The organism is Prochlorococcus sp. MIT 0603, from assembly GCF_000760215.1.
Classification (GTDB): domain Bacteria; phylum Cyanobacteriota; class Cyanobacteriia; order PCC-6307; family Cyanobiaceae; genus Prochlorococcus_E.
This window is the reverse complement of record NZ_JNAW01000002.1, coordinates 183,867-199,998: the sequence shown is the minus strand read 5'-3', so window position 1 is coordinate 199,998 and position 16,132 is coordinate 183,867. Positions and strand designations below refer to the sequence as shown.

Sequence of the window (16,132 nt, the reverse complement as noted above, 5' to 3'; positions counted from 1 at the left end):
GATAGGCATGATTTGAGTTTATTGAGGTAGTAGTAAGCGTTTCAATCGTCTTCAGGTTTACCTTCCTTCTTCTCTTTCTCTTCTGTCAAGATTTGATCTGCAGAATCATTTTCATTAGAAACCTGATTTTCTATATCATCAAATATTTCTTCTTCTGGGTCAGTATCCCAGTCATCATTTTCAAAAGATTCTTGCTCATAAGCTTCATCTGAAAGCTTTCGTCTAACAGGTCTAGGTGGTCTTATTTCGAACAGACCTTCTTTGTCAGCCTTGATTTCTAAATCCATTTGCAGAAGACGTCTTGTCCTGTAAGTTTCATTCGCTATTGAACTCAGAGATGAGTAGACAGGGATGGCTAATAGTCCAAAAAGACTTGTTCCAAAAGTAAAAGGGGCAGCAACTACACAACCAACGGCAGTTAGAACATTAAGTATCGCAATTCCAGTTGAGCCAGGAGCAGTTCCTTTGATTGCTTCATTAAAGTCATTAACAAACCGCCTAGACATAAAAAATTCTCGCTTATTCCCTTTCTAGCTGATCTAGCTCAACTCTTCAGGCGGTTTTAGAGGCTATGAATCTGTCTTCTTAAAAAACTTTTGAAACATCCAAACCAAGTAGAGGGTTGAACCAACTAACAAAAGCATTGGGAAGATTGTTTCCATAAGTCCTTTAATCCTTTCTTAAGCTACTCCTAGGGCACGCCTAGGGCACAAGCCAAAAACCCATTCCTTGAGATCCTAGTCGGGGCGACAGGATTCGAACCTGCGACCTAGTGCTCCCAAAGCACCCGCGCTACCAAACTGCGCCACGCCCCGTATAAACCAATCTTAGTTCCCAAGTGGATCTTTTAGGCAACAAAATCTATAAACCATGTCTCAATTAAAACTTTTCAGGAAATTCCTGAAAAGTTTTTCTGTTATGAATATTCCATGCACTTTCCACAGACAACGATCTATCGTATGTATTGATAAAGATCTCATGCTTAGCTTTTTTAAAGCAATGCTCTAACAATGAAACGCTTTTTCACTCTTTTACTAATTCTTATCATTAGTTTTTCCTTTGCAAAGCCTGCAATAGCAAAACAAGATATAGAAGCGAAAGTAATCAAGTTAGAAAATAAGATTTCAAAGAAATTCTCAAAGACATTCTGTAACAGCACTGGTTTTGGAATCTCTAACGAAGGTGCTTTAAAATTTTCATTAGGGGAAACAAATAGTGAGTTCGTGAAAAACCCTCTGATAGAAAAAGTTGATATTGAAAAGATCAAGAATCAAATCATGGTTGACATTGCTGATACTTGTTATTATTTCGAACTAGACAATGATGACCTGGTTGGACTTAGTCTCGGGAAAGCTCATTAAAGACATATCGATCATATAAAAAACCTTAATATAAATATTTTCCTAACATTTGATTCTAATTCCCTTTAGTTTAAAAAAAACTATTCAAGTGAAATGTCCAACTTCAAATCAACTGATGATAAGCGTGAGTTAATGAATGATGCGTATAAGATTATCTCAAGTGTACTTGCAGAATTAAGAGACAATGGAATAACAGACAAAGAGATTTTTGAATTTAGCCAATCCTTAATAAGGCACTATGACCCATTAGAGCAAAAACGGCTTGAGGAGCTATCTCAACAAAAGGATGCTTTATTTAAAGAGGCCAATGACTTATAAACAATCAGGAAGTGGAAACAAATTAATGTTTCGTTGATAACAGGTAAATAATTAATAGATAAATATAAAGTCATTTTAAAGGCTTAAAGGGAAACATTGCTTATTTGCATGCGCACCCTATTAGTAGAGTTCATTATTAAACTTACATTTATGCTCAATAACTGAACCATCCGAAAGACGTTGGGCAAATCTTGGTGTCTCTTCATGAAGACCGTTTTGATTATCCTGGTAACTCCACAACCACTTTTTATCGCTAAAACTAATTTCCCCCTTTTGAAAAGATACCGGAAGCATAAGGCTTATTTTTTTCCATTCAAGAACTACAAAGGCACCTTCATCAATTAACTGAAGATCATGAACAACTGCAAAATCTCCATTGAGATTATTCCTAATAGTTGCGGTAAGTGTATCCCCATCACATTCAAAGCTAGAAGGTGGGGAAATTGCTATGAGAAAAGTTAAAAGGAAATTGAATATGGTCATGTTAGCTGCTCTTAATAATAAAGCTCTAATCAAGCCTTGCTATTCCCAAGGCTGCTTAATGCCTTCTGAATTACTTTCCCTAATAAATCCACTAAACCACAGCCATACATAGTAGATACCAGATAAGGCAAAAAATACTAACGCGCCAATCATTGCCTTATCTTGAAAAGTCATGGTTGTGAGTCCTAGTATCTAAAAGTAATTTTAAACGCAAGTACTCAAATTTATTACTAGATCAAGCAAGTCCTTAAAGCAATCAAAGATATTCTTAAAGCTTCAGGCATCAACAGAAATATTTAGGGAGTCTTGGTAGATCACAAAGACTCCCAGCTATCAGAACCAAATAAAATATTGTGAGGAGTCCATAAGGTTCTGACATTTCTTGTCTAAACGATTAAGGGGAATAAATAAAGAATTTGAAGTTAATTGATTTTGAAAATCTGACAAGTGCTCTAAAAAGCCATAGGAAAAGCTTAGGAATTGATTCCAAAGTTATTGAGATCAAATGAATAATGTGTCCCAAAGCTTTTCCTGTTAACGAGTAGCCATAAAAGATGGCTTTTTTAGAGTCGAAACAAATTTTCGATACAAACCTCTAAAATGCTCAATTAATCTTCAAAAAATCCAATATTTTCGATAATCACCTGTTAGGATGGAACATTAATTAAATTCACTTTGACTCAAGTAATAGTTGGAGAAAACGAAGGCGTCGAATCTGCTTTACGTAGATTCAAAAGAGAGGTATCAAAAGCAGGGATATTTAATGAGTTAAAGCGTATACGCCATCACGAAACTCCTGTTGAAAAATACAAAAGGAAGCAGCGTCTAAAGAACAGACAAAAGCGTCGTCGATAATGTTTTGATATACAGTTCTAACCAAAAAATAAATAATCATCAAAATAGTCTTAAATAAAAGAACTCATATATATTTTTAATTTCCATTTAACCTGGAAAAAAATAAATTAGTTCAACTTTCCTTCTTAAGTAAAGTTATAAGTTCCTCTGTAGAAAGGCCTGGTTTATAGTCCCATGACATTCCGAATTTCTCCCTCCATGCTCCAAAAACTCTGTATAAAACAGCTGCACTCTCAGCCTTGCAAATTATAGTTCCAGTTCCATCTTGGGGAGTATGTACCCAAGCAATTCTTTCATAACCTTCTACTTGATTTTCTGAATCACCGCTGTCCACATATTTAATCAAAGCATCTGCTGCAAAGGTTTGATATTCAGAAGATTGAAACTTCCAGGTAACTACATAAAGTTGCATTTCTAACAAAAAATAAAATACAAAGTTATTTATCTCCTTCAATATATAGCAAAGTCATCTTAGAGATAAGATACACATTAAACTAATATTTTACTTAAAGAATAAGTCTTTATTGGGTCGCAAGAAGATATTAAGAATCGAACCATCCCTTTATTTTTCTTTGGGCTACTGATAATCTCAAAACGATTTGCCTAGCTGAACTTGCAAGAGAATATCTAACAGCCTTTCCTGATTTAAACATTGCCTCACTGATTGCTTTGGCTCTGAGAAGTTCCTGCTGATAAGCTCTGTTAACTGCTTTTTCTGCGTCAATATTGGCTAATTGAGCTTGTTTAGCAAGCCGCTTGGTCTTTGATTTGGGTATTACAGCTAAAACACTCTCCTCCTCAGACCAACGTAAGAGCCAAGGACGATTTACTTTTGAAAGAGTTGAAGACTTCTTAGGCATTGGATCTATTTCTATGTTCATCTCTTTCAGGATGAGTCTAAAAGTGCCATATCAACCTAAAAAGTTGCTCTCTGACATCTCCTTTATTAATACTTAAAGAAATAATAAATCTGTTAAAGAATTCTAGGCAATTTGTAAAAAAGTTAGGACTAGGAGATTTCAAGCAAATACGACCTCATACCAATAAGCATAAAGCCATTAAGGGAGAGGGTTGTTCACTAAAAGCCAAAAATAGAGGGAGACATTTGCTGAGATAGCGAGCCCAATAGCAGCGAACTTCATTTTCAAATCCTGAAAGGATATTTCTAATCCAACAAATCATCCCCTCAACAGGCGAGTCTTTATGTCTATATCAAAACAAATCTGAATCACCAAAAGAAGCCTTAAGGGAGCAAATACAGAAGACTAGCTCGACACTTTCGCAACAGTGATCGAACATGCTCCAAATCATCAAGTTCTATTTCTTTATGCTTTGAATCTCCATGGGGCAAGAGAACTTCATCATTCTTATTTAGTCTGATCTTTGCTGCAAACCAGGTTCCATCTCCCTTCATTGACGCCCTACACACCACCTTTTTCGTTTCAGAATCAAATTTCTGCTCAATTATCCAATTATTAAAAGAATCAATTTCTGTAAAACGATTAAGGCCAGAATGCCCAGAAGAAATATCTAAGAAAAAAAAAGAAGCCATATAAACAGCCAAAAGCCTTGGCAGGCAGATTCTCATTTCTTAGAAATTTTCTGGGACAAAATGGGTCGCCTGAGATTCGAACTCAGGACCAGCCGGTTAAAAGCCGGATGCTCTACCGCTGAGCTAGCGACCCACACTCATGAACCTTAAAGCTCCATAGGAAAGTTGTCACGTGACAATCTTCATATGAAAAATGATTATATTCAAAATAGTCCGATTATGAAGAAGAAATAATGAGACTTGTCCGAGGCTTATTAGTCGAATTGCTTTACTAACTAGCAAATTGCGCCCACTATTCTGTAGGATCACCATCAAATCCCCTATATCCCTATGCTCCTCAACATTTTAGTTATAACTCTGCCTATCCTTGCTGCGATTGGATGGGTAACTTTTAACATACAAAAACCTGCTAGAGAGCAATGGAATCGTCAATTTGGCGATAATAACCCTTTCTGAATTTCCTTCTACGTTCTAGAAGCTTGATAGTTTCTAAGAGTTAATTTCTTGAAGCCATCAACCCCTTTATTAGTAATTGGTGCAGGTTTGGCAGGAGCTGAAGCTGCTTGGCAGATAGCCAGTGCAGGGTTATCTGTCAAATTAATAGAAATGAGACCTTTCAAGAGATCTCCGGCACATCATTCAAGCAACTTTGCAGAATTAGTTTGCAGCAATAGTTTTGGATCGCTTAGCAATGATCGCTCATCAGGTCTTCTAAAGGAAGAACTAAGGATTCTTAATTCCTTTATCATCCAAACGGCAGATCAGCATTCAATTCCCGCAGGAGGAGCTTTAGCTGTTGATAGAGGTAAATTTAGCCACTTTATAACTGAGAAGTTATCTTCTCATCCACTAATAACTATCGAAAGGAATGAGATCAAAGTATTACCTTCAACCGAGCAGATAGCTGTTATAGCTTCTGGACCGCTTACCAGTGATTTATTAGCAACGGACATTAACAAATTCACAGGTGTTGAACAATGTCACTTCTTCGATGCTTCCAGCCCAATTATTGATGGGGAAAGCATCGATCTATCGATAGCTTTTAGAGCAAGCAGGTATGACAAAGGTGATGCTGATTATATAAATTGCCCAATGAATAAAGAGCAATATATTGCATTTAGATCTGCTCTCATTAACGCTGAGCAATCAGAACTAAAAGATTTTGAAAAAGGATCTGCGATCTTTTTTGAGGGTTGTCTTCCAATTGAAGAACTTGCTCGTAGAGGTGAAGACACCATGCGATATGGTCCACTCAAGCCAATTGGGCTATGGGACCCAAGATGGGGGGATTTAAATGATCGTGAACTAAGAAAAATAAAAAGAGCTTATGCCATAGTCCAACTTCGGCAAGAAGACAAAGAAGGAAGACTCTGGAACTTAGTAGGATTCCAAACAAATCTAAAATGGAAAGAACAAAGAAGAATTCTTCAATTAATTCCTGGCTTGCACAAGGCAGAGTTTGTTCGTTTTGGAGTTATGCATAGGAATACATTTATTGAATCACCAAAGCTTTTGAATCCAACGCTTCAATTCAAGAAAAGATCTTCTCTCCTTGCTGCAGGTCAAATTACTGGTACAGAAGGCTATTCAGCCGCTATAGCAGGAGGATGGCTGGCAGGAACTAATGCAGCTCTATTAGCAATGCATTGTGACCCTATAATACTTCCCAAAACAACAATGATAGGTGCGTTAATAGATTTCATAAGCACCTCGCAATGGGATAAGGAATTAACTAATAAAAACAATTTCCAACCAATGCCTCCAAATTTTGGTCTTTTGCCAAAACTAGATAAACGGATACGTGACAAACAGTCACGACATAGGGCTTATCGTGATAGATCATTAGAAGCCATTAAGAGCATTCAAACAGCAACAAAAACCATTAGGACTAGCATGGAGCCCCTAAGACAATGAACTCTAGAGAGAAAACTTTTAAGCACAAAGAGTCCTTATGGGACGTAATAGTAATTGGTTCAGGGATAGGAGGCTTGGTTACTGCGACCCAGCTAGCGGCAAAAGGAGCAAGAGTTTTAGTTCTTGAGAGATACACCATTCCAGGAGGAAGCAGTGGTGCATTTAATAGAAATGGTTATAAGTTTGACGTTGGAGCCTCTATGATATTTGGATTCGGAGAGAAAGGTTATACAAACCTCCTAACAAGAGCTCTTGCCGACGTAGGACAAAGGTGTGAAACCATACCAGACCCTACTCAACTAACTTATCACCTACCAGAAGGAGATGATATTACAGTTGATAGAGACTATGATCAATTCATTTCGCACTTAGTCTCTCATTTTCCACATGAAGAGAAAGGAATAAAAGCTTTTTACAAAGTCTGTTGGCAAGTCTTTAACTGTCTTGACTCAATGCCTTTATTATCAATCGAAGATCCCGCATATTTAGCCAAGGTCTTCTTTAAAGCACCATTGTCATGTTTAGGATTAGCAAGGTGGTTGCCTTTTAATGTTGGGGAAGTTGCACGTAAATACATAACAGATCAAAAGCTATTAAGTTTTATAGACTTAGAATGCTTCTGTTGGTCAGTAATGCCAGCAAAAAAAACCCCAATGATCAATGGTGGCATGGTCTTCTCAGACCGTCATGCAGGAGGAATTAACTACCCCAAAGGAGGTGTTGGTGTTATCGCAGAGACGCTAGTCAAAGGGCTAGAAGCAAATGGGGGCAAGATCTTATATAAAGCCAGAGTTACTAAAGTTATTTTAGAAGGAAAGAAAGCTGTTGGAGTAAAGCTCTCAACAGGAGAAGAACTTCAATCTAATATAATAGTGTCTAATGCCACAAGGTGGGATACCTTTGGAGGAGAAGGGGTTAAAGAACCTCTTGTGGAAGAAGAATACACCCCACAACCTGAAAAAAAATGGAGGAATCGTTACAAGCCCTCTCCATCCTTCTTATCGATCCATCTAGGGGTTAAAGAAGATTGCATCCCTAAAGGGTCACACTGCCACCATTTAATACTTAACGAATGGGAAAAGATGGAATCAGAACAAGGTGTAGTTTTCATCTCAATTCCAACGCTATTAGATAAATCACTAGCGCCTAAGGGACATCACATCATCCATGCCTTTACTCCTTCCTCCATGGCTGAATGGAAAAGGCTTGATCCACCAACTTATGCAAAGAAAAAAGCTCTTGCCTGTGATCGTCTAATAACAAAAATCGAACAAGTTTTTCCAGGAGTGAAGGAGCTAATCACTCATCAAGAGATTGGAACACCAAGAAGCCATCGTCGATTCCTTGGTCGTCACAATGGCAGTTATGGTCCGATCCCTGCAATGCGCCTCCCTGGTTTGTTGCCAATGCCTTTTAATAGTACAGCCATAGAAAGTCTCTACTGTGTAGGCGACTCTTGCTTCCCTGGTCAAGGTTTAAATGCAGTGGCTTTTAGTGGTTTTGCTTGTGCTCATAAAATTGGAGCCAAGCTAGGCATTAACCCTTGGTCTCTACCAAAATAATCAAATGAGACTTAAATAATATTGCTGATTGTGGGAGTCGATTGTAGTTTAAGTAAACCTAAACCAATCGGGAACCAATTCAAAACAAGCAGAATTGAAATCGTTCTCGCTTGCTTGTGCTCTAAAGCAACAAGTTCTCCCAGAGTCCCTTTCTAATAAAATCAAGTTTGCCCATTCCCAAATAATCTTTGCTGTTGATTCCATTCCTACATTTTCCATTATTCGAAGATCTAAAGCTTTCGCATCATGTAATTTTTGCCATTGTGGAAGCATAGGGTCGTCTTTGTTAACAAGAAAAGTATGATCAAAATGATCTTTCAATTTTTGCTCTAGCAAATAAAGGCTTGAAAAATCAACCACAAATCCATGTTGATCCAAGGCATTTGCTCTAAACCAAAAAGTAAACTTTCTACTATATCCATGAACAAAACTACAATGGCCAGAGTGCCTCCATTGCCTATGACAACAAGGGAATCCTTCAAAATGCTTGCTACAGCTAAAACCAGTAGTTTGATCAGGCATCTACTTCATATTTGAGGGAATACACTACCCACATCATTGCAATTAAATTTTCTTTCATCAATTAAGGATATGACGCAACTGAGCCAAGAAATCATAGAAACACTTCGTTTTAACGAAAAAGGGCTTATACCAGCAATTGCTCAAGATTACCTTGATGGGGCAATATTAATGATGGCATGGGTTAACAAAACAGCTTTAAAGGAAACATTAAAGACAGGCGAAATCCATTACTGGAGCAGATCAAGGCAAAAGCTTTGGCATAAGGGTGAAACCAGTGGGCATTTTCAAAAACTTAAAAGTATTAGATATGATTGTGATTCGGATGCAATAATTTTTTCTATTGAGCAAGTTGGTTCCATTGCTTGTCATGAAGGAGCAAGAAGCTGTTTTTTCAAGGATTTTGGTAAAGATTCTTCTTTGGGAAGTGATAAACCCACTTTTCTTCCACCCTTAACAAACTCCTGTAGTGAACTCTTTCAAACAATCAAAGAAAGGTCCAACAACCCTCAACCTGGAAGTTATACAAATAGTCTTTTAGAAAGTGGTGAGAATAGAATCCTCAAAAAAATTGGAGAAGAAGGATCAGAATTTGTAATGGCATGCAAAGATAATGATCCCAAATCCATTGCAAATGAAGCTGCTGATCTAATTTTCCACCTACAAGTTGCTCTCAGATACCACAACGTAGACTGGAGAGATGTATTAGAAGTACTTGATAGCAGGAGAAATTCCAAAAGAAATAACTCTCAGAAAAAATAACTAATTCCTGCAATCTAAAGACATTAAGATGTAGCTAATCCAACTCCTCGAGCCATTAGAGTAGCCATTAATGGAATTAAAGAAAATCCAATAATTTCTATATTTATTATTAAGCGAAACCTTGCTAATAAATTATCTGTAAGAGTTGGGAGCTTATTTTTACTTATAGGAATTGCCCACAAAATATAGGTAATAGTTGGGTAAAGGGAGAGCAATCCAACAGAAATATAAGAAGCTATTTTGAACCAAAACAAGGGATTTTCAGTATAAAACTCTGGCCCTTGTCCAAAAAATTTAACCCTAAGAATGCCTGTCACTATAAGCATAACCCCAGCCAGCCCATAAATAATATCTGCCAAAATTATGGATATAGCTTCTTCTCTATTCAGATCAACTTTTAAACGTAATCTCTCAAAAAGCAAAGCACCAAAACAGAGAATAATGCATAAATAATGCAAGTATGCAACTAGTGCACTATTCAGAATCGATTTGTCAATCAAAGTGTTTACGAGCGTATTTCATAAATACTACGAGATAGGCGGAGAAGAAAGATGTCATTTCTGTAATAACTTGCATAAAAAAGTGGCTAGATATTGAGAAATATTCAGAATAAATACACTATTTACAATCTAAAATGAAATCAAGAATCTTGGCTGCATTAATCGAAAGTTAATACTTTCAAATTTCAAACTGATTTCACATAAATGATAAGGAGTTTTAAATCGTGAGTTCTTTAAGTGATTTTCTTGGGGAGATAGGGCGTCACCCACTACTTACACCAGAAGAAGAGCTCACCATGGGGAGAAAGGTACAAGCAATGGTATCTCTAATGGAAAGAAGCAAAACATCAACCCAAAATACAAATAACCAGAATTTCACCGAATCTGAGAAAAAAGCAATCCAAGAAGGTGAAAAAGCTAAAAACCATATGATTACGGCAAACCTCAGACTAGTAGTTAATTTAGCTAAGAAATATCAAGGGAAAGGGCTTGAACTACTAGATCTCATTCAAGAAGGAACACTAGGATTAACACGAGCAGTAGAGAAATATGATCCCAAGAGAGGACATCGTTTCTCTACTTATGCATACTGGTGGATTAGGCAAGGGCTAAACAGAGCCTTATCAACACAAAGTCGAACTATTAGAATCCCTGTAAATATAAATGAGAAATTAACAAAGCTTAGATCCGCAAAATCACAATTAATGCAAGAAAGTGGTAGCACACCCTCTTTAGAACAATTGGCAAATAAGTTAAACATCTCTCAAGAAGATTTAGGTGAACTACTTGAATGTGAACTTAGAAGTATCACTGTAAGCCTGCAAGGAGCAATACAATCCAAATCAGAACCTTCAGAGTTAGGGGATATCTTGCCAAGCGAAGAAGCGCCTCCAATGGAACTTGCAGAGTTGGCTGAACGCAATGACTCAGCATGGTCATTACTTAGAGAAGCAAATCTAACTAATAAAGAGAGAACAATTGTTAGCTTACGTTTTGGACTTGATGGAACAAATAAATGGAGAACTCTTGCAGAAGTAGCACAACATATGAAATGTAGCAGGGAATATTGCAGACAAGTAGTTCACAGAGCTCTCAGGAAGCTTCGAAAAACAGGGATCCAAAATGGCTTGGTTGAGGTTAGCTTACAAGATGAATGAAGAAGCTATTTTACAAAATCATTTTTCTATAAATCACATCTAATAAATATGACCAATAACAACACTGAAGAACAAAAAGTTTATGACACAGAAGTCATTGATAGTTCTGTTATTGATGAAGGGATATTTAAAAAAGTTCTATTAAGAGCTGGTAGGACTTTGGCCAAACCAGCACTAGAGGCATTTGAAATGCTCTTAGATACTTCAACTCCCCCCCAAGCAAGAGTTTCTTTAATTGCGGCACTAACATATTTAATTATGCCTATCGATTTGATGCCAGATTTCATTCCAGTTGCAGGTTTCAGTGATGATCTTGTTGCAATTACTGCAGTAATTAGTCTATGGAGCCAACACATGACCCCTGAGATTCGCAATAGAGCACGTAGAAAACTTGACACTTGGTTCCCTCTTTAAATAACTATGGAAAAATGGAATCAAAATATTGAAAAAGAAATCTCGCTTTTAATTAAAGATTGGCTTAAGCAGAAAGGAAAAACTCAAAAAGATCTTCGGATAATTCTCAAAGCAGGTTCCGATAGAATGCCCGCTCTAATGGAAGTGCTTAAAGAAAAATATAGATCTGGAGGATTAGCTGAACTTGCAGGCGTCTTATGCGATATAGAACAAAGATGGTCTGAAAGCAATTCAACTAATGAAGAAGAGAAGAAAGCAGAGGATCCTTTCGGTCAACTTGACCTGCTATTAGAAGAAATCAAGGAAGACTGTAATACTTAGATGAGATCTAGTAGTGTTTGTTTTGTGAACTTTAAAAGACAATTAAAGGTTCATTTTGATCAATTTTTGACTTTCTTTAAGCTTGGTATTTTAATTACAGCTCTCGTTTCATCATTTTTAACGCTTCCAACCAAAGTCTTCGCTCAAAATGAATCTAAAGGAGAGCATCTCTTTATTAAAAATTGTTCAGGTTGTCATATAAAAGGTGGAAATATCATTAGAAGAAACAAAACCTTAAAGTTAAAAGACTTACATCGTAATGGACTAGATACTACAGAGGAAATTGCAAAAATTGCAAGAGAAGGTATAGGAAGTATGAGTGGATATAAAGAAGTTCTTGGTGAAAATGGAGATGAAATTGTTGCAAATTGGATATTGCTACAAGCTCAGAAAGCTTGGATCCAAGGATAGACATCTAACGAAGTCCATATTCCTTCTTTCCAATAAACGTCATCTTTTAAAAGTTTCTTTACATCTTCAATACTTGAAGCTTCAAAAATTCCAAATACATATCTAGTACATTTTGTAGGACCTAAGGTTATCAGTATCCCTTCTTCCTTGAGTTTATTTAGTCTATAGAGATGTTCTTCGCGAAAAGGGTTGCGCTTTTGAATAGCATTTTCACAGTAAGTACCAATCAGAACAAATTTCTCCATTAGAATCAGAGATTAAACAATTAAATGAAAATTACACTTAAATGATTGCACAATTGGCATACTAATTGCTATGTTATTTAAGTAGATCAATTTATTACTTAACTATGCTAACAGGTAGCGACCTGCTCACTAAAGTCAAAGAACTTGGTGATGTCAGTAAATCAGATCTTGTTCGTGCATGTGGATATGTATCCAACAAGAAGGATGGTGGTGAAAGACTAAACTTCACTGCTTTTTATGAAGCTCTGCTAGAAGCTAAAGGTGTAAGCCTAGGAGCAACTGGTGTAGCAGGAATTGGAAAAGGTGGTAGAAAGCTTAGCTATGTTGCAACTGTTCAAGGCAACGGAAATCTATTAATTGGTAAAGCATATACAGCTTTACTAGATCTCAAAGCTGGCGATGAATTTGAAATTAAATTAGGTCGCAAGCAAATCAGACTTGTTCCTGCTGGAGCAGAAGATTCTGACGACTAAAAGAATTAATATTTAACTTGATTTTTAGAGAATACTTATTTCTTTTAATTTATTAATCTTAAGCCTCAGAATAAATCTGGGGCTTTTTTATTTACTTAATTAACCAACTAATATATTCCACATCAAACGATCAGTAACCAGCTGCTTTACGAAGTTCACTACAAAATTTCCCTGCTTCTTCTACAGCATTCTCTTTAGATGCTTTGCTAATCCTTTTCACTAGAGCACTCCCAATTATTGCACCATCAGCACCCCATTCTCTAACTTGACTTACGTGCTTAGGCTCTGAAATACCAAACCCAACAGCAACAGGATTCGAATGTATTTTCTTCAGTTTATTAACTAGCAACTTAACACGATCTTCTATTACAGTGCGTTCTCCTGTGACTCCAGTTACGCTTACAAGATAGGTAAAACCACTACTACTTTCAGAGATTTTTTTCATGCGATCTGAAGGTGTAGTAGGTGCAACCAAGAGAACTAAATCCAATCCTTTTTTTACAGCAATTAAAGATAATTTTTTAGCCTCTTCAAGTGGTAAATCTGGAACAACTAGTCCAGAGGCGCCAGCATTAGACGCTAGCTCACAAAAAGACTCCATACCATAATTAAGCAATGGATTGCTATAAGTAAAAAGTATTATAGGAATATTTAATCTGCCCTTTAAATTAGACAACATTTCTAAAACAGCTTTTGGAGAAGTTCCAGAAGAAAGTGCACGTGATGCTGCTAACTGTATTATTGGCCCATCAGCAAGTGGGTCACTATATGGAATACCTAATTCAATAATGTCTGCTCCTTTCTCTTGAAGTTTTAATAATATCTGTGCAGATGTATTCAAATCAGGATCGCCTGCCATTATAAAAGGCATTAATGCAATACGACCTTGTTTCTTTGATTGAATAAAACATTCAGCAATAGCAGAGTTCTTCATAGAGTGATAGTTGATTTTTTCTGATCAAATGCATTGAAGAGTTTTAAAAGATTAGCTTCTATTTAAAGTGTTGCTCCATTATCATTGTTATCTTTTTCAAGCTCTTTAATTAAATCACTCTTCTGTTCGTTAGACATTGAATCAAATTTATCTTGCAATTCTCTATCAGTAATCAGCTTGTATTCATCGTTGTAACGTTTACGTTGCTCCATGAAAGTCATATTGCCAGTAACAACTCTATAAAAATAAGAGGAAATCCATACGATCAAAAGAAATATAATCACAGATTCCGAAGCTATACCAGCTTTGCTTCCTTCTAGACCGGCTAGGAGAAATACTCCATAACCTAAACCTCCAAGTACAAAAAGAAATAATCCTAATTGAATAACATTAGCTTTAGTCAATCTTTATAAATCTCCTTGTCCATTCATACGAAGATTAAGCAAAGGGGAAAACAAAATCATTCCTGGAAAAAAAAGAAAAACCAAACTATAAATAAATAGTCTTTCATACTTACCCATGAAATTCCATCTCGCATTCATCCAGAAGTAAAGAAAAATCGGAACTGCCACCAAATAGATAGAGCCCAATACGAAGTATGTGACTATTACAAGGAAAGAATTATTCAATACTTCGTTCTCCATTAAAAGGCTTGCTCCCTGAAGGATATACATTTAATTCTAATATCAGATTAATCATATCGGCTTAAGATTTCCAACTAAACATTTTTAACTTAACAGCGTCAATCAATCTCTTAATTCCCAAACCCTTTAAGATCTAAGTTCTAACCAATTATATAAAGTCCACCTATTAACTTACAAAGGAGTCTAAATTTTTTTCGTGCCCAATACCAACTGAACATCTTTTAAAGATTGAAGCTGCTTTTTCTAAGTTAGAATTAATATCCCTCAATTAGAGAGTTTGGTCTTCCAAAGGCATATTGATAAAATCCCATATATCTAAAAATTATTCTGTTCATATCATAAATTGATGCGAGTGGAGGGACTTGAACCCTCACGACCATTGCTGGTCTCAGGATTTTAAGTCCTGTGTGTCTACCAATTCCACCACACTCGCAAAGCTTGAACCTAGAGGTGAAAGGACTCATTACTTATCATACGTCGATCCAAAAGAAAATTCTGCAAATTAACCACTTATTCTGACATGCTTATAGTTAAGCAGGTGAATGTCATACCAATGCTTTTAAAGAGTTCAATAGAATTTAAAGCCTAGAATAGGAACAGGCTTATATAGAAGGCATATCCTTAATTCACATTAGATGGTTCAAATGACCAATTTAATTTTTCTCCCGCATGAAATGGGACTATATAGTTTTCAGAAGTATCTTTATTGCTAATTTCAAAGCGAGAAGGAACAATATGTGGTTTTCTTATCAAAGTTATTCTTTTTTCATTAACTGGTAATCCATAAAAAGCAGGTCCAAATTCACTTGCAAAGGACTCTAGTTTATCAAGTGCACCTTCTTCGTCAAAAGCCTGCGCATAGCTTTCAATTGCATTCATTGCATTGAAAATCCCAGCACAACCACAGGAACTCTCTTTAAATTCTCGAATGTGAGGAGCCGAATCAGTACCAAGAAAGAAGCAAGGCTCTCCACTGGTGGCAGCGCGTCTCAATGCAAGCCGATGATTCTCTCTTTTTGCAACAGGTAAACAATAAAAATCACTTCTTAATCCCTCCAGGAAGAGAGCATTTCGATTTATATGCAAATGATGAGGGGTGATTGTGGCAGCTAAATTTGCTTGATTTTCTTGAATATATTGAACAGCCTCCTCTGTTGTTATGTGCTCTAGGACTACGCGCATAGAAGGGAACTTCTCAAGCAACGGATTAAGATGACGTTCAATAAAAACAGCTTCTCGGTCAAAAACATCTACATCAGGATCAGTTACTTCGCCATGAATTAACAATGGCAGTCCGATTTCCTCCATTGTCTCAAAAAGATAGTAGATATTTTCCAACTTTGTTACGCCAGCAGATGAATTAGTGGTTGAATTTGCAGGGTACAATTTTGCTCCTACAAATATACCTTCACTACAACCCTTTCTCAATACATCAGAAGGGAGGTCATCTGTAAGATATACAGTCATAAGAGGCGTGAAAGCAAGTCCTTTAGGTATTGCTTTTATAATCCTTTGCCTATAATTCATTGCAGATTCGCAACTTGAAATTGGCGGCTGAAGATTTGGCATTACAACAGCACGTCTAAACACTCTTGCAGTCGGAGTCACTACTGCATCTAAGATCGCCCCATCTCTAAGATGCAAATGCCAATCGTCTGGTTGACGTAATGTGATCCGTTCTGAGGACAAATGCAAAGGAGGAAACTG

At 36.6% G+C, this 16,132-nt stretch carries 25 protein-coding genes and 3 tRNA genes; 12 read left to right on the top strand and 16 right to left on the bottom strand.

What is annotated here, in order from left to right; genetic code table 11:
- Positions 1-41 precede the first annotated feature (41 nt).
- Positions 42-506: a hypothetical protein gene (locus EV07_RS02845; RefSeq protein ID WP_036917171.1), complete on the bottom strand. Its 465-nt coding sequence runs from the start codon at positions 504-506 to the stop codon at positions 42-44.
- Positions 507-741: 235 nt separating this feature from the next.
- A tRNA-Pro gene (locus EV07_RS02840) sits at positions 742-815 on the bottom strand.
- A 195-nt stretch (positions 816-1,010) separates the two neighbouring features.
- On the opposite strand from EV07_RS02840, the gene EV07_RS02835 reads away from it, so the two are divergent.
- On the top strand, positions 1,011-1,361 hold the full coding sequence (locus tag EV07_RS02835; protein ID WP_036917169.1) for a hypothetical protein: 351 nt from the start codon (positions 1,011-1,013) through the stop codon (positions 1,359-1,361).
- Positions 1,362-1,454: 93 nt separating this feature from the next.
- Positions 1,455-1,679 (top strand): hypothetical protein, encoded by a 225-nt coding sequence (locus EV07_RS02830; RefSeq protein WP_036917166.1) that lies wholly within the window; start codon positions 1,455-1,457, stop codon positions 1,677-1,679.
- A 120-nt stretch (positions 1,680-1,799) separates the two neighbouring features.
- On the opposite strand, the gene EV07_RS02825 is transcribed toward EV07_RS02830, so the two are convergent.
- Both EV07_RS02825 and EV07_RS10105 read right to left on the bottom strand, forming a co-directional pair.
- Positions 1,800-2,162 carry a hypothetical protein gene (locus EV07_RS02825; RefSeq protein WP_036918155.1) on the bottom strand — a complete coding sequence of 121 codons (363 nt, stop codon included), beginning with the start codon at positions 2,160-2,162 and terminating at the stop codon, positions 1,800-1,802.
- Positions 2,163-2,201: 39 nt separating this feature from the next.
- Positions 2,202-2,336 carry a hypothetical protein gene (locus tag EV07_RS10105; RefSeq protein WP_275040933.1) on the bottom strand — a complete coding sequence of 45 codons (135 nt, stop codon included), beginning with the start codon at positions 2,334-2,336 and terminating at the stop codon, positions 2,202-2,204.
- Positions 2,337-2,837: 501 nt separating this feature from the next.
- Between EV07_RS10105 and rpsU the strand changes: the two genes are divergently transcribed.
- Entirely contained in the window at positions 2,838-3,017 is a 180-nt protein-coding gene (gene rpsU / locus EV07_RS02820; protein ID WP_036917165.1) for a 30S ribosomal protein S21, read from the top strand.
- A 112-nt stretch (positions 3,018-3,129) separates the two neighbouring features.
- Here rpsU and EV07_RS02815 read toward each other — a convergent pair whose 3' ends face one another.
- From EV07_RS02815 to EV07_RS02800, 4 genes are all read right to left on the bottom strand, one after another.
- On the bottom strand, positions 3,130-3,429 hold the full coding sequence (locus EV07_RS02815; protein WP_036918154.1) for a DUF3303 domain-containing protein: 300 nt from the start codon (positions 3,427-3,429) through the stop codon (positions 3,130-3,132).
- Positions 3,430-3,559: 130 nt separating this feature from the next.
- A complete protein-coding gene (locus EV07_RS02810; protein WP_152557586.1) occupies positions 3,560-3,898 on the bottom strand; it encodes a hypothetical protein in 339 nt (112 codons plus the stop codon).
- Between the two features lie 362 nt (positions 3,899-4,260).
- On the bottom strand, positions 4,261-4,569 hold the full coding sequence (locus EV07_RS02805; protein ID WP_052043925.1) for a hypothetical protein: 309 nt from the start codon (positions 4,567-4,569) through the stop codon (positions 4,261-4,263).
- 61 nt (positions 4,570-4,630) lie between these two features.
- Positions 4,631-4,702 (bottom strand) — tRNA-Lys (locus EV07_RS02800).
- Positions 4,703-4,899: 197 nt separating this feature from the next.
- Here EV07_RS02800 and EV07_RS02795 point away from each other — a divergent pair.
- The 3 genes from EV07_RS02795 to crtH are packed head-to-tail and all read left to right on the top strand — an operon-like array spanning position 4,900 to position 8,045.
- On the top strand, positions 4,900-5,025 hold the full coding sequence (locus tag EV07_RS02795) for a photosystem II protein Y (RefSeq protein WP_036917163.1): 126 nt from the start codon (positions 4,900-4,902) through the stop codon (positions 5,023-5,025).
- Positions 5,026-5,073: 48 nt separating this feature from the next.
- Positions 5,074-6,483: an FADH(2)-oxidizing methylenetetrahydrofolate--tRNA-(uracil(54)-C(5))-methyltransferase TrmFO gene (gene trmFO / locus EV07_RS02790; RefSeq protein WP_036917161.1), complete on the top strand. Its 1,410-nt coding sequence runs from the start codon at positions 5,074-5,076 to the stop codon at positions 6,481-6,483.
- Entirely contained in the window at positions 6,480-8,045 is a 1,566-nt protein-coding gene (gene crtH / locus EV07_RS02785) for a carotenoid isomerase (protein WP_036917159.1), read from the top strand. The genes trmFO and crtH overlap by 4 nt, the downstream gene beginning before the upstream one ends.
- 48 nt (positions 8,046-8,093) lie before the next feature.
- On the opposite strand, the gene EV07_RS02780 is transcribed toward crtH, so the two are convergent.
- A complete protein-coding gene (locus tag EV07_RS02780; RefSeq protein ID WP_036917158.1) occupies positions 8,094-8,567 on the bottom strand; it encodes a 6-carboxytetrahydropterin synthase in 474 nt (157 codons plus the stop codon).
- Positions 8,568-8,636: 69 nt separating this feature from the next.
- Here EV07_RS02780 and hisIE point away from each other — a divergent pair, with 69 nt between their 5' ends.
- Positions 8,637-9,326: a bifunctional phosphoribosyl-AMP cyclohydrolase/phosphoribosyl-ATP diphosphatase HisIE gene (hisIE, locus tag EV07_RS02775; protein WP_036917156.1), complete on the top strand. Its 690-nt coding sequence runs from the start codon at positions 8,637-8,639 to the stop codon at positions 9,324-9,326.
- A gap of 23 nt (positions 9,327-9,349) precedes the next feature.
- Here hisIE and EV07_RS02770 read toward each other — a convergent pair whose 3' ends face one another.
- Positions 9,350-9,826, bottom strand: coding sequence for a DUF2214 family protein (locus EV07_RS02770; RefSeq protein ID WP_036917154.1), 477 nt, complete (start codon positions 9,824-9,826; stop codon positions 9,350-9,352).
- A gap of 224 nt (positions 9,827-10,050) precedes the next feature.
- Between EV07_RS02770 and EV07_RS02765 the strand changes: the two genes are divergently transcribed.
- From EV07_RS02765 to EV07_RS02750, 4 genes are read left to right on the top strand one after another with little or no spacing between them, the layout of a single operon-like run.
- Positions 10,051-10,983, top strand: a complete 933-nt coding sequence (locus EV07_RS02765; RefSeq protein ID WP_036917153.1) for a sigma-70 family RNA polymerase sigma factor — start codon at positions 10,051-10,053, stop codon at positions 10,981-10,983.
- Between the two features lie 48 nt (positions 10,984-11,031).
- Positions 11,032-11,397 (top strand): YkvA family protein, encoded by a 366-nt coding sequence (locus EV07_RS02760; RefSeq protein ID WP_036917152.1) that lies wholly within the window; start codon positions 11,032-11,034, stop codon positions 11,395-11,397.
- A gap of 6 nt (positions 11,398-11,403) precedes the next feature.
- Positions 11,404-11,718 carry a hypothetical protein gene (locus tag EV07_RS02755; protein WP_036917150.1) on the top strand — a complete coding sequence of 105 codons (315 nt, stop codon included), beginning with the start codon at positions 11,404-11,406 and terminating at the stop codon, positions 11,716-11,718.
- Between the two features lie 24 nt (positions 11,719-11,742).
- Complete coding sequence (locus EV07_RS02750; protein WP_241433987.1) at positions 11,743-12,129, top strand: c-type cytochrome; 387 nt, start codon at positions 11,743-11,745, stop codon at positions 12,127-12,129.
- On the opposite strand, the gene EV07_RS02745 is transcribed toward EV07_RS02750, so the two are convergent.
- On the bottom strand, positions 12,105-12,374 hold the full coding sequence (locus EV07_RS02745) for a YciI family protein (RefSeq protein WP_036917149.1): 270 nt from the start codon (positions 12,372-12,374) through the stop codon (positions 12,105-12,107). The two genes, EV07_RS02750 and EV07_RS02745, sit on opposite strands and share 25 nt — an antisense overlap.
- A gap of 104 nt (positions 12,375-12,478) precedes the next feature.
- Between EV07_RS02745 and EV07_RS02740 the strand changes: the two genes are divergently transcribed.
- Entirely contained in the window at positions 12,479-12,847 is a 369-nt protein-coding gene (locus EV07_RS02740) for an AbrB family transcriptional regulator (RefSeq protein ID WP_036917148.1), read from the top strand.
- Between the two features lie 130 nt (positions 12,848-12,977).
- On the opposite strand, the gene trpA is transcribed toward EV07_RS02740, so the two are convergent.
- From trpA to pyrC, 5 genes are all read right to left on the bottom strand, one after another.
- Entirely contained in the window at positions 12,978-13,781 is an 804-nt protein-coding gene (gene trpA, locus EV07_RS02735) for a tryptophan synthase subunit alpha (protein WP_036917147.1), read from the bottom strand.
- 62 nt (positions 13,782-13,843) lie between these two features.
- Positions 13,844-14,185, bottom strand: a complete 342-nt coding sequence (locus EV07_RS02730) for a DUF3007 family protein (protein WP_036917145.1) — start codon at positions 14,183-14,185, stop codon at positions 13,844-13,846.
- Positions 14,186-14,188: 3 nt separating this feature from the next.
- Entirely contained in the window at positions 14,189-14,425 is a 237-nt protein-coding gene (locus EV07_RS02725) for an NAD(P)H-quinone oxidoreductase subunit L (RefSeq protein ID WP_036918149.1), read from the bottom strand.
- 347 nt (positions 14,426-14,772) lie between these two features.
- Positions 14,773-14,858, bottom strand: a tRNA-Leu gene (locus EV07_RS02720).
- A 188-nt stretch (positions 14,859-15,046) separates the two neighbouring features.
- Positions 15,047-16,120, bottom strand: a complete 1,074-nt coding sequence (pyrC, locus tag EV07_RS02715; protein WP_036917144.1) for a dihydroorotase — start codon at positions 16,118-16,120, stop codon at positions 15,047-15,049.
- Between the last annotated feature and the right edge of the window lie 12 nt (positions 16,121-16,132).